Consider the following 16,946-nt stretch of genomic DNA (forward strand, 5'->3'; position numbering starts at 1 on the left):
CTCCTCATCGCCGGAGGACTACAGATCCCGACCCACGCTCATCCGTGAAGAGCCCTCAATCGGAGCGGAGCCGATCCGATTTCAGGCCAGCCGCTGGCGCAAACCGGTCGCCCGGGCCACCGGCCGAGAGATGGCGGCGGCTAGGGCATCAGCGCTTCCGACAACTCTCACATGGTGCGTCGCGCGCGAGACGGCCGTGTAGACGGTCTCGCGCGTGCCTAGGTGCGAGTCCGCGGGCGGTAGGACGACGGTCACCCGGGTGAACTGGCTGCCCTGGCTGCGGTGCACGGTCAGGGCGTGTAGCGGCCGGACGTCGCCGAGCCGCGCGACCGGCACGAGCACCGGCTCGCCGCCGCGGCCGAATGCGGCCACCAGACCGCCGCGCCCGTCGTCCACCACCACGCCTGTGTCTCCGTTGTAGAGCCCGATCTCGTAGTCGTTGGTGGTGACGAGCAACGGCTGGCCGACGTGGTGGCCGTCCGGTCGCAGCAGGTCGGGATGCTGCTCGGCCAGCCAGCCGGCCGCCAGTGCCGACCAGTGCGCGACGCCGCGCTGGCCGAGCCGGTGCGCACACAGCAGCCGATGCGCGTCGAGCGCGCGGACGGCGGCCGCGCCGTCCCCCCGCACGGCCGCGTCGTGCAGTGCGGCGCCGCTGGCTAGGACGTCGGCCCGCACCCCGGACAGCTCGGCCGGTCCGAGCCGGGCGTCGTCGTCCACCTCGACCAGCTCGACGCCCGGTTCTCCACACCGGAGCAGCTCGAGCGTTCCCGCGGCGTCGCCCATCTGCACGCAGCGCGCAAGCTCGGCGATGGCCGGAACGTCCGTACGGTGGTTGGTGCGCAGAATGGTCACGCCGTCGCGCATCCGCGCCGACGCGGTGACGGGCTGCTCCTCAACGTCGGTGCCGGGCAGCACGGCTCGTAGTCGCTCGGCGAGCTCAGGCGTGCGCCGTCCGGTCGTCGTGCGGTCGACCAGGTCACCCAGCACCGCCCCGGCCTCCACCGACGCGAGCTGGTCGGGGTCGCCGACCAGGACCAGCCGTGTGGTGGGGCGCAGCGCCTCCAGCAGCCGGCACATCATGGTCAGCGACACCATCGAGCTCTCGTCGACCACGACCACCTCGTAGGGCAGCCGGTTGGTGCGGTCGTGGCGGAACCGGCTGCGCGCCCCCGGACGCCAGCCCAGCAGCCGGTGCAGCGTGACGGCTGACAGCTCACCGAGCCGTTCGCGGTCAGCCGCCGACAGGTCGGTCGTCGACGACCGCACCGCCTCCTCCAGCCGCGCGGCCGCCTTGCCGGTCGGCGCGGCCAGCGCGATGCGGCACGCGGGGTCCTGCTCGCGCAGCGCCGCGAGCAGCCGCGACACCGTGGTGGTCTTGCCCGTGCCCGGACCGCCGGCCAGCACGCTGATCCGCGTCAGCGCACACACTGCCGCACCCGTGCGCTGGTCCGGGTCGACGTTCGCGCCGCCACCGAACAGCCGGTCGAGACTGCGCCGCAACTGGTCCAGGTCGACGTCGTCAGGTCGGCTCGCCGAGCGGGTGAGCAGCTCGTCGGCGACCTGCTGCTCCTGCTCCCAGTATCGGGCCAGCCACAGCCGGCTGCCCTGGAGCCGAACGGGGCGCCCTTCGCCGACGAGCGGGCTGGCGGCGCACCGCGCGACCCACCCGTCGTCTGGCCAGGGCGGGTCGGCCGACGCCACGACGCCGGACGACGGCTCGCCCTGAAGGTCGTCGACGACCCAGGTGTCGCCCACGTCCGCCAGGTCGATCACCACCGAGCCCAGAGCGGTCGACCGCACGACCAGCGCCACCGCGAGCAGGACCGCCTCGTCGCCCTCACCGCCCAGGACGCCCAGCCTTTGCGCCACGTGGACGTCGGCCGCCGTGAGTACTCCGGCCCGGGCGAAGTCGCGCAACAGCCCGGCGGCGCGCCGAGGGACCGTCGGCTCGTAGGCTGCGACCTCCGGTGGGGCCGTCATCGTCCACCCGATAGCAGGTCGGAGGCCTCGACCACCAGGGCGGCCGGCGGCCGCCACGCGAAGACCCCGGGCGCTCCGCCGTCCGGCAGGACGACGTCGGGCCCCGACATCCCGCGCAAGAACAGGTACAGCGACCCGCCGAGATGGACGTCGGGGTCGTAGCCCGGCTGGCGCCAGCGCAGGTAGCGGTGCAGCGCGACCCCGTACAGCAACGCCTGCAACGGGTAGTGCGCCTCGACCATCGCGGTCTCGAGGGCCTCGGTTCGGTAGTGCCAGGCGGTCAGGGGCTCGTCGTAACCGCCAAGGCGGTTGGTCTTGTAGTCGACGACGAGGTAGCTCACCGCGCTGCCGTCACGTACCCGCAGGACGGCGTCGATGCTGCCGGTGAGGTAGCCGCGCAGCGGGGCCGGCTCTAGCTCGACCAGCGCGTCGGCGTACCCGGCGAGCAGCCCGGTGCTGCAGTGCTTGCGCCACAACGGGACGAGGCCGGTCAGCACGGGCTCGACCGCTGTGGGCTGGTCCCCGCCGGCCAGCGGCAGCTCGAAGTCCAGCTCGGGCAGCCGGTCGGCGCCCACGAGCTTGGCGAGCGTGCGGCCGCCGGCGAGGGCCCCGAGCGGAGTGACCGCGGCCAGGGCCAACGCGTCGGCCAGCGCGCCGACGGCAAGGCCGCTGGTCATGCGAGAGGCGTTGCGGACCAGCGCCGTCCGCAGCTGACTCGCGTCGGAAGGGTCGGCCACCTCCTCCAGAGCCGAGTGCACGAGGGTGCCGAAGGCCGGGCCCGCTGGCAGGGCGTCCCAGGCCGAGACCACCTCGCCCAACGGGGTGTCGGCGCCGGCCGCCACCGCATCGACCGGCTCGAGGTCGAACTCGTCGTCCTTGCCCTCGCTCTCTGGCTCGCTACCCAAGCGCGGCGCATCGTGGGCCACCGCGGTGAGCGCGCTGTACGACGTCCGACGCCAGGTGGCGTCGAGCGGCCGGTCGAGGACGGCGAGCGACAGGCCAGGTCGCCCGGTCAATGCAGGCCGGTAGGCCGGCACCGGTCGGGCCTCGACCACCTCGACCGCGAGGTCGGGTGTCGCCAGGGCGCGGATCGCCCGCAGCGCAACGGCATCAGGGGCGGGCCGCATGCTGGTGGGAGCGACCACCGAGGGGTCGCGGTGCATGAGCAGCCGCTGCACCGCGGACGTCGTCGTGTTCTGCGTAGGGCCGGCGGCGCGGGCCGGGGTGTCGGGAAAGCCTGCCTCGGCGCCGGCCCTCACCTCTCTTGACTCATACCCGTGGGGGGTATAACTTCGGAACTGTCAGATACCCCTTAGGGGTATGAGAGGAGCAGTGATGACCCACACCGTGCCGGGCTACATCGGCGAGAAGCACGCGGTCCTGAACCGACTGCGCCGGGTCGAGGGCCAAGTGCGGGGCCTGCAACGGATGGTCGAGGACGACACGTACTGCATCGACATCCTCACCCAGGTCTCCGCGGTGACCCGGGCGCTGGAGAACGTCGCCCTCGGGCTGCTCGACGAGCACATGCGGCACTGCGTCACCGACGCGGTCCGCGCTGGCGGCGAGGAGGCCGACGAGAAGCTGACGGAGGCCTCCGAGGCGATCGCCCGTCTGGTCCGCTCCTGAGCCTCGCCAGTACGACCCCCATCGAGAACCGGAAGGAACAGAAATGACAACCCAGACCTACCCCGTCACGGGCATGACCTGCGGGCACTGCGTGCACGCCGTGACCAGCGAACTGAAGGAAATCGACGGCGTCACCGACGTCGACGTCGACCTCGTCGCCGGCGCGACCTCGACCGTCACCGTCACCAGCGCAACCCCCCTCGAGCGCGACGCCGTCGTCGCCGCGCTCGACGAGGCGGGCGACTACCAGCTCGCCTCCTGACCCCGATCCACCGCGCCGGCGGCGCTGGCGCCCGAAGGAGAGCCCATGACCGGACAGCCCACCTCGAACGCCGACCTCGGCCACGAGACCGAGCTCGTCATCGGAGGCATGACCTGTGCCTCCTGCGCGGCCCGCATAGAGAAGAAGCTCAACAAGATCGACGGCGTCACCGCCACGGTCAACTACGCGACCGAGAAGGCCAAGGTCGTCTTCCCCGACGGCGTCACAGCTGCCGACCTCGTGGCGACGGTCGAGGCCACCGGATACACCGCCGAGGTCCCGGCCCCACCCGCTCAGGACGTCGCGGAGGAGCGGCCGCCGGCCGAACCGGACGAGGCCGCCGCGTGGCGGCAGCGCCTCGTGGTCTCGGCGGGGCTCACCGTCCCGGTCGTGCTGCTGGCCATGGTCCCGTGGCTGCAGTTCGACAACTGGCAGTGGGTCAGCCTCACCCTGGCCTCACCCGTCGTGGTGTGGGGTGCGCTGCCCTTCCACCGGGCCGCGTGGACCAACGCCCGCCACGGGGCGGCGACGATGGACACGCTCATCTCGGTCGGCGTCAGTGCGGCGTACCTGTGGTCGCTGTGGGCGCTGCTCTTCACATCCGCCGGGCACAGCGGGATGCGGATGGGCTTCACCCTGCTGCCGGGCTCTGCCGGGGGCGAGCCGGAGATCTACCTCGAGGTCGCCTCGGCAGTGACCGTGTTCATCCTCGCCGGCCGGTACTTCGAGGCGCGCGCCAAGCGTGACTCCGGTGCGGCGCTGCGGGCGTTGCTCGACCTGGGCGCCAAGGACGTCGCGGTCCTTCGCGGCTCCGGCGCCGACGCCACCGAGGTCCGGATCCCGGTCTCGCAGCTCGCCGTGGGAGACCGGTTCGTGGTCCGTCCTGGCGAGAAGGTGGCCACCGACGGCGTCGTCGAGTCGGGGACCTCGGCCGTGGACGCCTCGATGCTGACCGGGGAGGCCGTGCCGGTCGAGGTCGGTCCCGGTGACTCCGTCGTCGGGGCGACCGTCAACGCCGGCGGCCGGCTCGTCGTCCGGGCCACCCGGGTCGGCGCCGACACCCAGCTCGCGCAGATGGCGCGGCTGGTCGAGGAGGCCCAGACCGGCAAGGCCGACGTCCAGCGTCTCGCCGACCGGGTCTCCGCGGTGTTCGTGCCGATCGTCATCGGGCTCTCGCTCGTCACGCTACTGGTGTGGCTGGCCACCGGACACCCGGCCTCGGCCGCGTTCACCGCCGCCGTCGCCGTGCTGATCATCGCCTGCCCGTGCGCCCTCGGCCTGGCCACCCCGACCGCCCTGCTCGTCGGCACCGGCCGCGGCGCCCAGCTCGGCATCCTCATCAAGGGCCCGGAAATCCTCGAGTCCACCCGGGTCGTCGACACCATCGTCCTCGACAAGACCGGAACCGTCACCACCGGCGCGATGCGGCTCGTCGACGCCACCCCCGCGGCAGGTGTCGAGGCCGACGACCTGCTGCGCACCGCCGGGGCCCTCGAGGCCGCGTCCGAGCACCCCATCGCCCAGGCCGTCGCTGCCGGCGCCACCGCACGGCTCGGCGCCTCGCTCCCGGAGGTCGAGGACTTCACCTCCTCCGCGGGGCTCGGCGTCCAGGGCGTCGTCGACGGCCACGCCGTCGTCGTCGGGCGCCCGGCGTGGCTGGCCTCGCACTGGGCCCTGCACCTCGACGACACCCTCGCGGCCGCCGTGGCCGACGCGGAGTCGCGCGGTGCCAGTGCGATCGTCGCCGGGTGGGACGGCGAGGTCCGTGGTGTCCTCGTCGTCGCCGACACCCTGAAGCCCACCAGCGCCGAGGCGGTCACCGATCTCAAGGGGCTCGGGCTTCGCCCGGTGCTGCTCACCGGCGACAACGCCCGCGCCGCTCGATCCGTTGCTGAACGGGTCGGGATCGAGGAGGTCCACGCGGAGGTCCTGCCCGCCGACAAGGTCGACGTCGTCCGCGCCCTCCAGCAGCAGGGCCGGGTCGTCGCCATGGTCGGCGATGGCGTCAACGACGCCGCGGCGCTGGCCGCTGCGGACCTCGGGATCAGCATGGGGACCGGCACCGACGTCGCCATCGAGGCCTCCGACCTCACCCTGGTCCGGGGTGACCTGCGCGCGGCCGTCGACGCCATCCGGCTCTCCCGACGCACCCTGGCCACCATCAAGGGCAACCTCTTCTGGGCGTTCGCCTACAACGTCGCCGCCATCCCGCTCGCCGCGCTCGGCCTGCTCAACCCGCTGATCGCGGGCGCCGCCATGGCCTTCTCCTCGGTCTTCGTCGTGAGCAACAGCCTCCGGCTTCGCGGGTTCCGCTCGAGCAGCCCGGAGGCATCGAGTCGCTGAGCCGATGGTCGGCCGTCGGCCCATACCATCACCTCGGCGGGCCGATGTCAGAGCAGGCGCTCGGTCGTGGCTCCCAGGTCGGTCGTCCGGAGCACCGCGTCGCCCGCGACCGCCAGAACTTCGACGCCGTCGGGCGTCCTCGAGGCATGGACCGCCTGCACCTCACCGAGCGAGGTCGGCCCGGTCCGCCACGTCGTGCCCCCGTCCTCGCTGAGCACGAGTCGGCCGGCGACATCGACACCGGCCACGGTCTCGTCGTCGGCCCAGTGGACGGCAACCAGGAGCTCCGGCGTCGTCACTCGGGTCCAGGACGCCCCGCCGTCGTCGCTGTGGAGCAACCCGTCCTGGGTGGTGGCGAGCACGCGTTCGCTCGAGGCGGAGACGGCCAGCACGTGCGGTGCAGACGGCATCCGGCGCGCTTCCCAGGTGCGGCCGCCGTCAGTGCTGACGCGCAGGGTGCCGTCGAACCCGGCGACGAGGCCGGAGCCGGCGCTGAGCCCGTGGAAGTCCGACTCGCCGCCGCGGGAGAGCGACGTCCAGGTCGCGCCTCCGTCGGTCGAGCGGATCAGTCCGACGGGGTTCGGGAGCTCGGTGGTGGTGCCCGGGTGCCCGGAGGCCAGGTAGCTGCCGTCGGCCGCGATGGCGAAGCCCATGAGATCGACGACGGGACCGACGGGTGTCGGCCCGGAGGCATCGATGCGGAACAGCCCGCCGTGCGTGGCGAGCACGACGTCACCGGTGGTGGCGTCGCGCCCGACTCCGTGGATGTGGCCCATCGGGCGCGGCGACCCGGTCGGCCGCGGCCGGTCCTGGGTCGAGGACGAGGTGGGGGAGACGCTCTCCGACGGCGTGGTCGAGGACCCGGCCGGCGTCGGCGCCGCGGCTGTCTCGCTGGTGCTCCCACATCCGGTGAGGACCAGACCGAGCCCGGCGGCAATGAGGAAGGTACCGGCCCGGCATCGTGGGGTTCGTGGGTTCCACCGGCTCAGGGGCCAGAACGGGGTCATGGTGTGGGTTGTCTCCGTGGGGAAGGGGTCTGGATGGTGCACCGGTGAAGGAGGGCGGGTGCGCGCCAGGCTCAATGGCCGTCGACGAGGCGCTGCCGTCGCGAGCGGTACTCGTCGATGCCGATTTCGCCCGCGGCGAACCGTTCCTCGAGACCGCCCAGCGACTCGGCGTCGGCGGTCCGCGGTGGGTCGCGGGGGCGCAGCATACGGACGATGGCGGTGACGACGACAGCCCAGAGGAGCAGGGTCCCGAGGACGGCGACGCCCATCACCCATGTTTGCCCTGCCCACATCCATCCACCCGAGCCCATCGAGTCGCCACCTCCCGCCGCGGACGCCCGCCGTCACGGTCCGTCGAGGTCCATCGAACGCGGCAAGCGTCAGGAACCGGTCGACCTTCCATGAAGAAACGACGAAGGATCGCCGTGCCTCTGCGACCATCTGGCTTCTCTCCGGTCCGGATCGGTAAGACTGCCGAGGTGCCCGGACCGGACGAGACCACCCCCGCGACGGTGCTCGTCGTCGACGACGAGACCGCCCTGGCCGCGATGATTGGCACGTACCTGGAGCGAGCCGGGTACGCGACAGCGCGAGCGGAGACCGGGCCGGAAGCGGTCCGTGCCGCCCGGGAGAGCCGGCCCGACGTCATCGTCCTCGACCTCGGCCTGCCCGGGCTCGACGGGGTGGAGGTCTGCCGGCAGGTGCGTACGTTCTCCGACTGCTACATCCTCATGCTCACCGCCCGCGCCGAGGAGACCGACCGGCTCGTCGGGCTGTCCGTCGGGGCCGACGACTACATCACCAAGCCGTTCAGCCCGCGAGAGCTCGTGGCCCGCGTGCAGGCCGTGCTGCGCCGTCCCCGGACCGGTACACCGGGCGAGCCGGCAGAGGCGCCGCCCCGGGTGTTCGGCGACCTGCGGATCGAGCCGGGCGCCCGGGTGGTGACCGTGGCCGACCGGCCCGTCGAGCTGACCCGCACCGAGTTCGACATCCTCGACGTGCTCTCGGCCAGGCCCCGCTACGCCTGGGCCCGACGCCAGCTCATCGACGAGGTCTGGGACCGGGCCTGGGTCGGGGACGAGCATCTCGTCGACGTCCACGTGGCTCACCTGCGGCGCAAGCTCGGCGACGACCCGGCATCCCCCCGGTACGTCGAGACCGTGCGTGGTGTCGGCTACCGGATGGGACCGGGATGACCGCCGACCGTGAAGTCGCCGCCGAGGGGTCGGCTCCCGTCGACGACGGCGTGAAGCCGGCCCGCAGCCTGGCGACACGGCTGATGCTCGCCCAGCTGGGGGTCCTCTCGCCAGCGTGGTCACCGCGGGTGGCGACGCGGCGCTCGTCGGCCCGCCGTTGTTCCACGAGCACCTCCTGCGCGCCGAGGGCCGGCTCAACCCGAGTGAGCTGCTCCACGTCGAGCGGGCCTACCTCGATGCCAGTCTGCTCTCCCTCGGTGTCGCGTTCGTCGTCGCGCTGTCCGCCGCCGGGCTGGTCACCTGGGTGCTCGCGCGACGGCTCCGCCGCCCACTGGCCGAGCTCTCCTCCGCCGCCGGAGAGATTGCCCGTGGCCGCTACGACCGCCGCGTTGCGCCGACGGGTGCCGGATCCGAGCTCGACGCGCTCGCGCACTCCTTCAACACGATGGCCACCCGGCTCGAGGTCACCGAGGACACCCGCAGACGCCTGCTCACCGACCTGGCGCACGAAATGCGCACCCCCGTCGCCACCTGCACCGCGTACCTCGAGGCCCTCGACGACGGGGTCACCACCTGGGGACCGGAGACCAGCGCGGTGCTCGGGCAGCAGGTCGACCGGCTCGCGCGGCTGGCCGCCGACATCGACGACGTCAGCCGCGCCGAAGAGGGCCGGCTCAGCCTGGAACCCCGTCGTGTGCCCGTCTCGCGCCTGATCGACAACGCCCACTCGGTGATGCAGGCCAGGTACTCCGAGAAGGGAGTGGGCCTCTCGCTCGACCGGCGCGAGGGCCGCGACGCCCACGTCCGGGTCGACCCCCAGCGCGTGGGACAGGTCCTCGGCAACCTGCTCGACAACGCCCTGAGGCACAGCCCGATCGGCTCCCAGGTGCACCTCGAGTCGCGCGTCGACGGCGCCGAGGCCGTGCTCGATGTCATCGACGAAGGGGAAGGGATCGACGCGGCACAGCTGCCCCACGTCTTCGAGCGCTTCTACCGCGGGGACACTGCCCGCGACCGCAAGGACCGCGGATCGGGAATCGGGCTGACGATCAGCCGAGCCATCGTCGACGCCCATGGTGGCTCGCTGACCGCGCGCAGCGCCGGCCCCGGCCGCGGGTCCACCTTCGAGATACGCCTACCGCTGGACCCGGGAGGCCCGGCATGACCGGCCTGGCCGCCACGGGGGCGGTCGCCCTGCTCGGAGTGGCCCTGCTGTACGCGGCGCACTGGCTGCTCGTCCCGTGGCGTTCCGTCCTGCGCACCGTCCCGTACCAGTCGGGCTGGGTTCCCGAGGCGCATGCGCTCTCCCGCTACCACGTCCGCTGGTACCTCGCGACGCTGCTCTTCCTCGCTTTCGACGTCGAGATGCTCTTCATGTACCCATGGGCAGTCGTCGTCGCCGACCTCGGGGCGAGCGCCGTCACCGAGATGTTCGTGTTCCTCGGGGCCCTGATGGTCGCCGTCGCCTGGGCGTGGCGGGAGGGGGCGCTGCGATGGGTCTGAGCGGGTGGTTCGCCGGTCGGGCCCTGCGTGCCACGCGGGTCCTCGTCGTCGAGGGCGGGGGCGGCTTCAGCGTCCGGGTCGCTGTCGAGCGGGCGGCCCGGGGCCGCGGCTGGCGAACGGCGGAGTCTCCCGCGAGCGCCGATGCCCTCGTGGTGGCCGGGGGGGTCGGCGAAGAGCTCGGCACGGTGGTCGAGGGGGTGTGGGACGCAATGCCCGGTCCGCGTGCCCGGGCCGTCGTCCTGACCGTGGAGGACGTGGATGCCGCACTCGACGACCTCGCCGGTGCGCTCGCCGACGGGCGTGGGCAGGCTCTGGACGCGGAGAGCCGGACGGCCCCCGACCTGTCGTCCGACGGTGACGGTCACGGGGGGATGGACCACGAGGGTCACGGGGGGATGGACCAGGAGGGTCACGGGGGGATGGACCAGGAGGGTCACGGGGGGATGGACCAGGAGGGTCACGGGGGGATGGACCACGAGGGTCACGAGGGGATGGAGCACTCCCACATGGGCCATGGCGACATGGACATGGCGCCGGACGGCATCCCGCTCGCCGAGGGGTCCGACGAGGACCGCGACGGGCTGGAGATGGACGCCCTGCCGGTCCGCCTGGGCCCCGTCCTGCCGCACTGGCCGGCCGGGCTCGTCCTCGACCTGGCCCTCCACGGCGACCTCGTGGTCGAGGCCAGCGCCCGTCTGCTGGACGAGCACGAATCGCACACCTCACCTGAGGACGCGCCGGCGACCCGAGCTGCCCGTCGCTGCGACGAGGTCGCGGCACTCCTCGCCCTGGCGGGTGCCGTCGAGGCCGAGCAGCTGGCACGGTCCGCCCGGGACGCCCTCCTCGACCACCGTGGCGACGACGCGCGCGCCCTCCTCGTCGACGTGCGCCACCGGCTCGAGCACTCTCGGCTCCTTGCGTGGTCGCTGCGCGGGGTCGGGGTGATCGCCCCACAGCGGGCGGAGGAGCTCGGGCTCCCCCCTGAGGTCTCGGGCGACTGCCGTGACCGGCTCCTGCGGCTGGTCGAGCGGGCCATCGCCGCGGCCCACTCGTACGCGGGAACAGCGGACGGCGACGACGTGAGACCTGCTGTCGTGCCGGTCGCTAGGTGGGGGGCCCTCGTCCGCGACTGCGATGTCGCCGTCGCTCGGCTCGTGGTCGCGACGCTGGGCACCCCGACCCCGACCTCGGAGAGGGAGGGGGCGCGCCATGGGTGAGGTCACGACCCTGGCCGGCGGCTGGGCCTTCCCCGCCGCGGTGCTGCTCGCTGCCTACGCTGCGGGTGCAGTGGCGCTGGATGCCCTGATCGGGGCTCGAGCGGAGGGCCTCCCCAGGGGTCCGGCCCTGACCCGCCCCTTCGACGAGACTGTGCGGCTGCTGCGGCAGCGTCGGCGAGCGCCGCTGTCGGCGGACACCCTCCTCTGGAGGGTGGGTGGGGGCGGGCTGCTCGTCGCCGCGCTTCTCATGGTGGCCGTCGTCCCGCTCGGCGACCTGGTGCTCAGCGACCTCGACGTCGGGGTCGTCTGGTTCAACACCATGGACGTGGCCGTGTGGGCGTTGGTCTGGCTCACCGGGTGGGGGGCGAACTCGGCCCATTCACTCATCGGGGGGTACCGCTTCCTCGCCCTCGCCCTCGCCTACGAGCTGCCGCTGATGTTCGCGCTCGTCGCACCGGCCGTGGCCGCGGCGAGCCTGAACGTCGGGGCGGTCGCCGCGGCCCAGGCCGACCTCTGGTTCGTCGTCTGGATGCCGGTCGCGTTCGCCGTCTACTGCCTCGGTGTCCTCGCGTTCTCCGTGTGGGGCCCGTTCAACCCGCCCGCCGGCCGGGACCTCGCCGGGGGCGTGCTCGTCGAGCTCTCCGGGGTCGACCGACTCCTCGTCCAGGCCGGTCGATACGCCCTCCTGACGGCCGGCGCCGCCTTCGCCGTCCCGATGTTCCTCGGTGGCGGGGCCGGCCCCCTGCTGCCCGGCTGGGCCTGGGTGCTGGTGAAGACCGCCGTGCTGCTTGCAGTGCTCGTCGCGGCGCGCCGCCGGATCCCGACCGTGCGGCCCGAGCTGTTCATGGAGGTCGGGTGGGTCGTCCTCCTCCCCGCCGTGCTCGTCCAGGACCTCGTCGTCGCTGTCGTCGCGGCCTGGAGGGGCTGATCACGTGCTCGTGGATGTCACGTTCTGGCTGCTCGGCCTGGTCGCCGTCGTCTCGGCCGTGCTCGTCTTCGTCGTCGACTCGATGGCGCGCGCCACCTACGCGTTGGCGCTCTCCTTCGTCGCGGTCGGCTTCGTGCTGATCCTGCTGCAGCAGAACTACCTCGGCGTCGTCACGGTGCTCATGATGCTCATGGAGATGGCGGTCATGGCTGTCTACATGGTCATGTACATGGGGATGAACCCCGCGCTGATGCCGATGTCGATGGTCCACTCCAAGCGAGCGGCGCTCGTCGTCTCCGTCGGTGCGTTCGTCGTCCTCGGCTCCGGGGCGCTGCTCGTCGACTGGCCGGTCCGCCGCGGGGTACCGGCTCCCGATGTCACCCGCGCCCTCGGTGAGGCGACGATGGGGCCGTACATGCTGGTCATGGTCGTGGTCAGCCCGGTCATGGTGGCGACGATCGTGGGAGGCATCGTCCTCGCCGCACACCGCACCCGCTACGACCGGTTCGGCGACGATCTCGACAGGCGACCGCCCCGCGACCCCGCACGAGGGGGTGTGGGCGGATGACCCTCCAGCTCGTGCTGCTCGTCGCGGCCGCCCTGTTCGCGGTGGGCCTCTACGGGGCTATCTCCCAGCAGGTCGTCGTCATGGTGATGATGGGCCTCGAGGTCATGGTGAACGCCGTGATCCTCGCCGCCGGGGCGATGTGGTGGTTCCTCGCACCCGATCCCGCCGGGCAGGTCCTCCTCCTCGTGGTGCTCGCCGCGATGACGGTCGAGATGGCGACCGGCTTCGCCGTGGCGACGCTCTGGCACCGGGCACGGGGGAGCGACATGACCGACTCCGCGACCGAGCTGTCGGGATGAGCGCGGTGACGTGATGACCTCCTCCACCGCCGACGCGCTGCTCTGGGCGCTCGTGCTGTTCCCCGCCGCGGTGGGCGCGGCGCTCCTTGTCCTCCCCGGACGGCTGGGCCGGCCGGCCCCGGTCCTCGGGGTGGCGGCGGCCCTCGTGACCACGGGACTCTCGTTGGCCGTCGCAGTGGAGCGCCCGGCCGTCGGGGTGCCGTTCGTCGCGGGATCGGACCTCGCGATGAGCGTCGACGGCCTGGCGGCGGTCGTCGCCCCGACCGTGGCGCTCGTGACGACCCTGGTCCTGCTCGCCGCGGTCGGAGACGTGCGGGAGTCCCCGGCCCGCTTCCAGGGCCTCATGCTCGTCTTCGCGGCTGCTGCCCTGCTCACCGTCACCGCCTCGACCCTGCCCGCCCTGCTCCTCGCGTGGGAGCTCATGGGTGCGACCTCGTACGCGCTCATCGGGTTCCGGTGGCGTGACGAGCGCCGAGTCGGCTCGGGGCTCACGGCATTCGTCACGACCCGCACGGCGGACCTCGGGCTCTACGTCGCTGCGGCTGCGGCGCTCGCCGGGGGCGCCGGACTCGACCTCGACGAGCTGGCGTCGGCGGGCCCGGGCTGGCGCGACGTCGTGGCGCTCGGTGTCCTCGTCGCTGCGCTCGGCAAGGCCGCCCAGCTCGTCCTCGCCTTCTGGCTCTCCCGCGCCATGGACGGGCCCAGCCCGGTGAGCGCGCTGCTCCACTCCGCGGCGATGGTGGCGATGGGTGGCTACCTCCTCCTGCGGCTCCAGCCCCTCCTCGAGGCGACCGGCTGGGCGGCCACGGCGGCGGCGTGGGCCGGGGCCTTGACGGCCGTGGCGCTCGGCCTGGTGGCCGTCGGCCAGGGCGACCTCAAGCAGCTCCTGGCCGCCTCCACCTCGGCCCAGCTCGGCTACGTCGTCATGGCGGCGGGCCTGGGCGCCACCGCCGCGGGCACCGCTCAGCTCGTCGCCCACGCAGCGACCAAGGCGGGCCTCTTCCTCGCGGCGGGTGCCTGGCTCTCGGCCCTCGGCACCAAGCAGCTAGACGGGCTGCGGGGAGCGGTGGCGCACTGGCCGGTCGTGCGGGTCGCCGCCACCGTCGGGCTCCTCGCGCTCGCCGGCATCCCACCCTTCTCGCTGTGGGCGACCAAGGACCTCGTCCTCGCGGCCGCGCTCGACAGCTCGCCTGCCCTCTACGCCGTCGGCATGCTCGGTGCCCTGCTCTCGGCCGCCTACGCCGGGACCGCGCTGCGCGCGATCTGGGCGCCTGCCGACGCCGAGGAGCGACGTCGCGCCGACGCACTCGCGGGAACGGAGGAGGAGGCGACGGGGGTCGTTCCCCGAGCCTTGACCGCAGCCGTCGTCGCCCTCGCCACGGGAGCCGCCGTCCTCGGGGTGCTCGCGTTGCCGCCCGTCGCCGAGGCACTGGCCGGGGCGGTCGGGGGCAGCCTGGTCGAGCCGACGGTCCCCGAGCTCACCGCCTCCGGCGTACTCGCGGCGCTCGTCGTCGCTGCGGTGGCGCGCCGCCCACTGCCCCGGCCGGCCTGGGCACGGTCCTGGCTCGGCCTCGAGCACGCAGCCCAAGCCGTCGTCGTCCGTCCCACTCTCGCCCTCGCCCGGTCAGCCGCGCGCGTCGACGACGTCCTCGCCTCCGCGGTCGACGCCACCGCCCACGGCGTGACGACCGTGGCGAGCGCAGCAGGGCGAGCGGACGACCGCGTCGTCGACGGTGTCGTCCGCGGCGTGGCCTACCGGGTCCGACAGGCCGGCGCCCTGGCCCGTCGCCCGCAGACCGGGTTGCTGCACCAGTACTACGTCCAGGCCGTCGCGATCGTCGCGGCCGGCATCGCCCTCCTCGTCGTCGTGAGGTGACCGCGTGCTGTCCCTGACCGTGTTCCTGCCGCTCGTCGCGGCGCTCGCCCTCCTCGTGCCCCGCGTCGGTACTCGGGTCGTCGCGTGGTGGTGGGTAGGTGCCTCGGTGCTCGAGGTCGCCCTGGTCGGGGTGCTCTGGTGGGGATACGAGTCCCCGGCCCCCGGCTCTCTCGCCTACGAGGAGCAGGTCCCGTGGATCCCGGGCGTCGACAGCAGCTACCACGTCGGCCTCGACGGCCTGTCCCTGCCGCTCGTCGCGATGACGGCCGTCGTCTTCCTCGCCTGCGCGGTCTACTCCCTGCGCGACCCCGACCGGCCGCGGACCCGGGCCGCCCTGTTCCTCGCCCTCGAGGGCGTCTGCCTCGGACTGTTCGCCGCCGCGGACCTCCTGCTCTTCTTCGTCTTCTTCGACCTGTCGATCGTCGCGATGTACCTCATCATCGCCGGCTGGGGCCACGGCGACCGCGCCCGCTCGGCTCTGCGCTTCTTCCTCTACACGTTCCTCGGCTCCCTGGCCCTGCTCGCCGGTTTCATCGGCCTCTACCTCGCCGCAGACCCCCACACCTTCGACATCGTCGAGCTGGCCCGCCAGAACCCCCTCGCCGGGACCGGAACCACCGGCGTCGTCGTCCTCGGCGCCGTCCTCCTCGGCCTCGCGGTCAAGACACCGACCATCCCCTTCCACACCTGGCTCCCCCCTGCCCACACCGACGCCCCGGCCGTGGGGTCCGCCGTCCTCGCCGGAGTGCTCCTCAAGCTCGGCACGTACGGGTTCGTCCGCGTCGCCATGCCACTGCTCCCCGATGCCTGGCGCTCCTGGGCCTGGGTCGTGCTCGTCGTCGGCATCGTCTCGGTCCTGTGGGGCGGGCTCGTCGCGCTCGGCCAGGGCAACCTCAAGCGGATGATCGCGTACACCTCGGTCAACCACATGGGCTACGTCGTCCTCGCCGTGGGGGCCGCCGGTGTCGTCGCGTCCGGCACGGCCGAGGCCCGCTCCGTCGCCGTCACCGGCGCCGTGACCCAGATGGTCAGCCACGGGCTGGTCACCGCCGCACTCTTCCTCCTCTCGGGGACGTTCCTGGAGCGCGGTGGGTCGTACGAGATCGAGGAGTACGGCGGGCTGGCCGGAAGCGCGCCCCGCACCACCGTTCTCTTCGCCGTCGCCGCCTTCGCCTCCCTCGGGCTGCCGGGCCTCTCCGGGTTCATCGCAGAGTTCCAGATCTTCACCGGCAGCATCGCCGCGGTCCCTGCCAGCGCCGTCGCACTCCTCGGCGTCCTCCTCATCAGCGGCGTGCTCCTGTGGACGCTCCAGCGGGTGTTCACCGGGGAGACACGGGGTCGGGCGGTGGGCTTCACCGACGTCCGCACCCACGAGGGGTGGGCCATCGCACCCCTGTTGGTCCTGTCGCTCGCCATCGGCCTGGCGCCCCGTCCGCTCCTCGACGTCATCGAACCGGCGGCGACCCAGGTCGTCGAGGTCATCGACCGGTGGAGCGGATGACCTCGATGGAAATGCGGCCGCTGGCGATGCTGCCGGAGATGCTGCTCTTCGGCGGCGGCCTCATCTGCCTGCTCGGCGGCTCCTTCACACCGCGGACGGGGCAGTGGCGGATGCGGGTCGTCGCCGCGACCGCCCTGCTCGCGTCAGTGGTGGCGGCGCTGGCGGCGGCGGGCAGCCCGACCACGGCGTTCGAGGGGGCCTTCGCCGTCGACGTCGCGACGACGACGGCCCGCGTTGTGGCCGCGGTCGCCACCCTCATCGTGCTCGTGCTCGCCGCCGACGAGGTGCCCGGCGACCCACGGGAGAGCGAGACCTACGCCCTGCTGCTCTTCGCGACCACGGGGGTGCTCGTGCTCGCCGGAGCCCGCGACCTGCTGGTCCTCGCCGTGGGTTTCCTGCTCGCAAGCCTCCCCCTCTACGCGCTCGTGGGCCTCGGGCGCACCGGCCGAGCTGCCGAGGCCGCACTCAAGACCTACCTTGTGGGCGCCCTGTTCGGCATCCTCCTGCTCCTGGGCGTGAGCCTCCTCTACGGGGTGGGCGCGACGACGTCCTACCCGGAGCTGGCCGACGCCCTCGCCGGTGCGCCGGCCCCGGTGCTGGCGGCCGGGGTGATGGGGGTCATCGGCGGGCTCGCCTT

17 protein-coding genes are annotated in these 16,946 nt (G+C 73.1%); 13 read left to right on the forward strand and 4 right to left on the reverse strand.

What is annotated here, in order from left to right:
• Positions 1 to 81: 81 nt before the first annotated feature.
• Together recD and PKA89_RS19185 are read right to left on the reverse strand one after the other, a co-directional pair.
• Positions 82 to 1,980, reverse strand: a complete 1,899-nt coding sequence (gene recD, locus PKA89_RS19180; protein WP_324422275.1) for an exodeoxyribonuclease V subunit alpha — start codon at positions 1,978 to 1,980, stop codon at positions 82 to 84.
• Complete coding sequence (locus PKA89_RS19185; protein WP_324422277.1) at positions 1,977 to 3,239, reverse strand: PD-(D/E)XK nuclease family protein; 1,263 nt, start codon at positions 3,237 to 3,239, stop codon at positions 1,977 to 1,979. The genes recD and PKA89_RS19185 overlap by 4 nt, the downstream gene beginning before the upstream one ends.
• 76 nt (positions 3,240 to 3,315) lie before the next feature.
• Here PKA89_RS19185 and PKA89_RS19190 point away from each other — a divergent pair, with 76 nt between their 5' ends.
• From PKA89_RS19190 to PKA89_RS19200, 3 genes are read left to right on the forward strand one after another with little or no spacing between them, the layout of a single operon-like run.
• Complete coding sequence (locus tag PKA89_RS19190; protein WP_324422279.1) at positions 3,316 to 3,609, forward strand: metal-sensitive transcriptional regulator; 294 nt, start codon at positions 3,316 to 3,318, stop codon at positions 3,607 to 3,609.
• Between the two features lie 43 nt (positions 3,610 to 3,652).
• A complete protein-coding gene (locus PKA89_RS19195; protein WP_324422281.1) occupies positions 3,653 to 3,871 on the forward strand; it encodes a cation transporter in 219 nt (72 codons plus the stop codon).
• A gap of 45 nt (positions 3,872 to 3,916) precedes the next feature.
• Entirely contained in the window at positions 3,917 to 6,214 is a 2,298-nt protein-coding gene (locus PKA89_RS19200; RefSeq protein ID WP_324422283.1) for a heavy metal translocating P-type ATPase, read from the forward strand.
• 47 nt (positions 6,215 to 6,261) lie between these two features.
• On the opposite strand, the gene PKA89_RS19205 is transcribed toward PKA89_RS19200, so the two are convergent.
• The gene (locus PKA89_RS19205; RefSeq protein WP_324422285.1) at positions 6,262 to 6,990 is read right to left on the reverse strand and encodes a F510_1955 family glycosylhydrolase; all 729 of its coding nucleotides are present in this window, start codon (positions 6,988 to 6,990) and stop codon (positions 6,262 to 6,264) included.
• A gap of 302 nt (positions 6,991 to 7,292) precedes the next feature.
• Positions 7,293 to 7,490: an SHOCT domain-containing protein gene (locus PKA89_RS19210; protein WP_324422287.1), complete on the reverse strand. Its 198-nt coding sequence runs from the start codon at positions 7,488 to 7,490 to the stop codon at positions 7,293 to 7,295.
• Between the two features lie 210 nt (positions 7,491 to 7,700).
• Between PKA89_RS19210 and PKA89_RS19215 the strand changes: the two genes are divergently transcribed.
• The 10 genes from PKA89_RS19215 to PKA89_RS19260 all read left to right on the forward strand — a co-directional run.
• Complete coding sequence (locus tag PKA89_RS19215) at positions 7,701 to 8,417, forward strand: response regulator transcription factor (RefSeq protein WP_324422289.1); 717 nt, start codon at positions 7,701 to 7,703, stop codon at positions 8,415 to 8,417.
• Between the two features lie 115 nt (positions 8,418 to 8,532).
• Positions 8,533 to 9,582, forward strand: coding sequence for a HAMP domain-containing sensor histidine kinase (locus tag PKA89_RS19220; RefSeq protein ID WP_324422292.1), 1,050 nt, complete (start codon positions 8,533 to 8,535; stop codon positions 9,580 to 9,582).
• Positions 9,579 to 9,920 (forward strand): NADH-quinone oxidoreductase subunit A, encoded by a 342-nt coding sequence (locus tag PKA89_RS19225; RefSeq protein WP_324422294.1) that lies wholly within the window; start codon positions 9,579 to 9,581, stop codon positions 9,918 to 9,920. Before PKA89_RS19220 ends, PKA89_RS19225 begins: the two co-directional genes overlap by 4 nt.
• Complete coding sequence (locus PKA89_RS19230; RefSeq protein ID WP_324422296.1) at positions 9,911 to 11,137, forward strand: hypothetical protein; 1,227 nt, start codon at positions 9,911 to 9,913, stop codon at positions 11,135 to 11,137. Before PKA89_RS19225 ends, PKA89_RS19230 begins: the two co-directional genes overlap by 10 nt.
• On the forward strand, positions 11,130 to 12,065 hold the full coding sequence (locus PKA89_RS19235) for an NADH-quinone oxidoreductase subunit H (protein ID WP_324422298.1): 936 nt from the start codon (positions 11,130 to 11,132) through the stop codon (positions 12,063 to 12,065). Before PKA89_RS19230 ends, PKA89_RS19235 begins: the two co-directional genes overlap by 8 nt.
• Before the next feature lie 10 nt (positions 12,066 to 12,075).
• The gene (locus PKA89_RS19240) at positions 12,076 to 12,633 is read left to right on the forward strand and encodes an NADH-quinone oxidoreductase subunit J (protein WP_324422300.1); all 558 of its coding nucleotides are present in this window, start codon (positions 12,076 to 12,078) and stop codon (positions 12,631 to 12,633) included.
• Positions 12,630 to 12,932, forward strand: a complete 303-nt coding sequence (locus PKA89_RS19245) for an NADH-quinone oxidoreductase subunit K (protein WP_324422302.1) — start codon at positions 12,630 to 12,632, stop codon at positions 12,930 to 12,932. The genes PKA89_RS19240 and PKA89_RS19245 overlap by 4 nt, the downstream gene beginning before the upstream one ends.
• Before the next feature lie 13 nt (positions 12,933 to 12,945).
• Positions 12,946 to 14,808, forward strand: a complete 1,863-nt coding sequence (locus PKA89_RS19250; RefSeq protein ID WP_324422304.1) for a proton-conducting transporter membrane subunit — start codon at positions 12,946 to 12,948, stop codon at positions 14,806 to 14,808.
• Between the two features lie 4 nt (positions 14,809 to 14,812).
• A complete protein-coding gene (locus PKA89_RS19255; protein WP_324422306.1) occupies positions 14,813 to 16,309 on the forward strand; it encodes an NADH-quinone oxidoreductase subunit M in 1,497 nt (498 codons plus the stop codon).
• 5 nt (positions 16,310 to 16,314) lie between these two features.
• Positions 16,315 to 16,946, forward strand: a 632-nt coding sequence (locus tag PKA89_RS19260) for a proton-conducting transporter membrane subunit (protein ID WP_324422308.1), incomplete at its 3' end; no start/stop codon positions are given.

It is taken from the genome of Phycicoccus sp. (assembly GCF_035325325.1).
Classification (GTDB): Bacteria; Actinomycetota; Actinomycetes; order Actinomycetales; family Dermatophilaceae; genus Phycicoccus.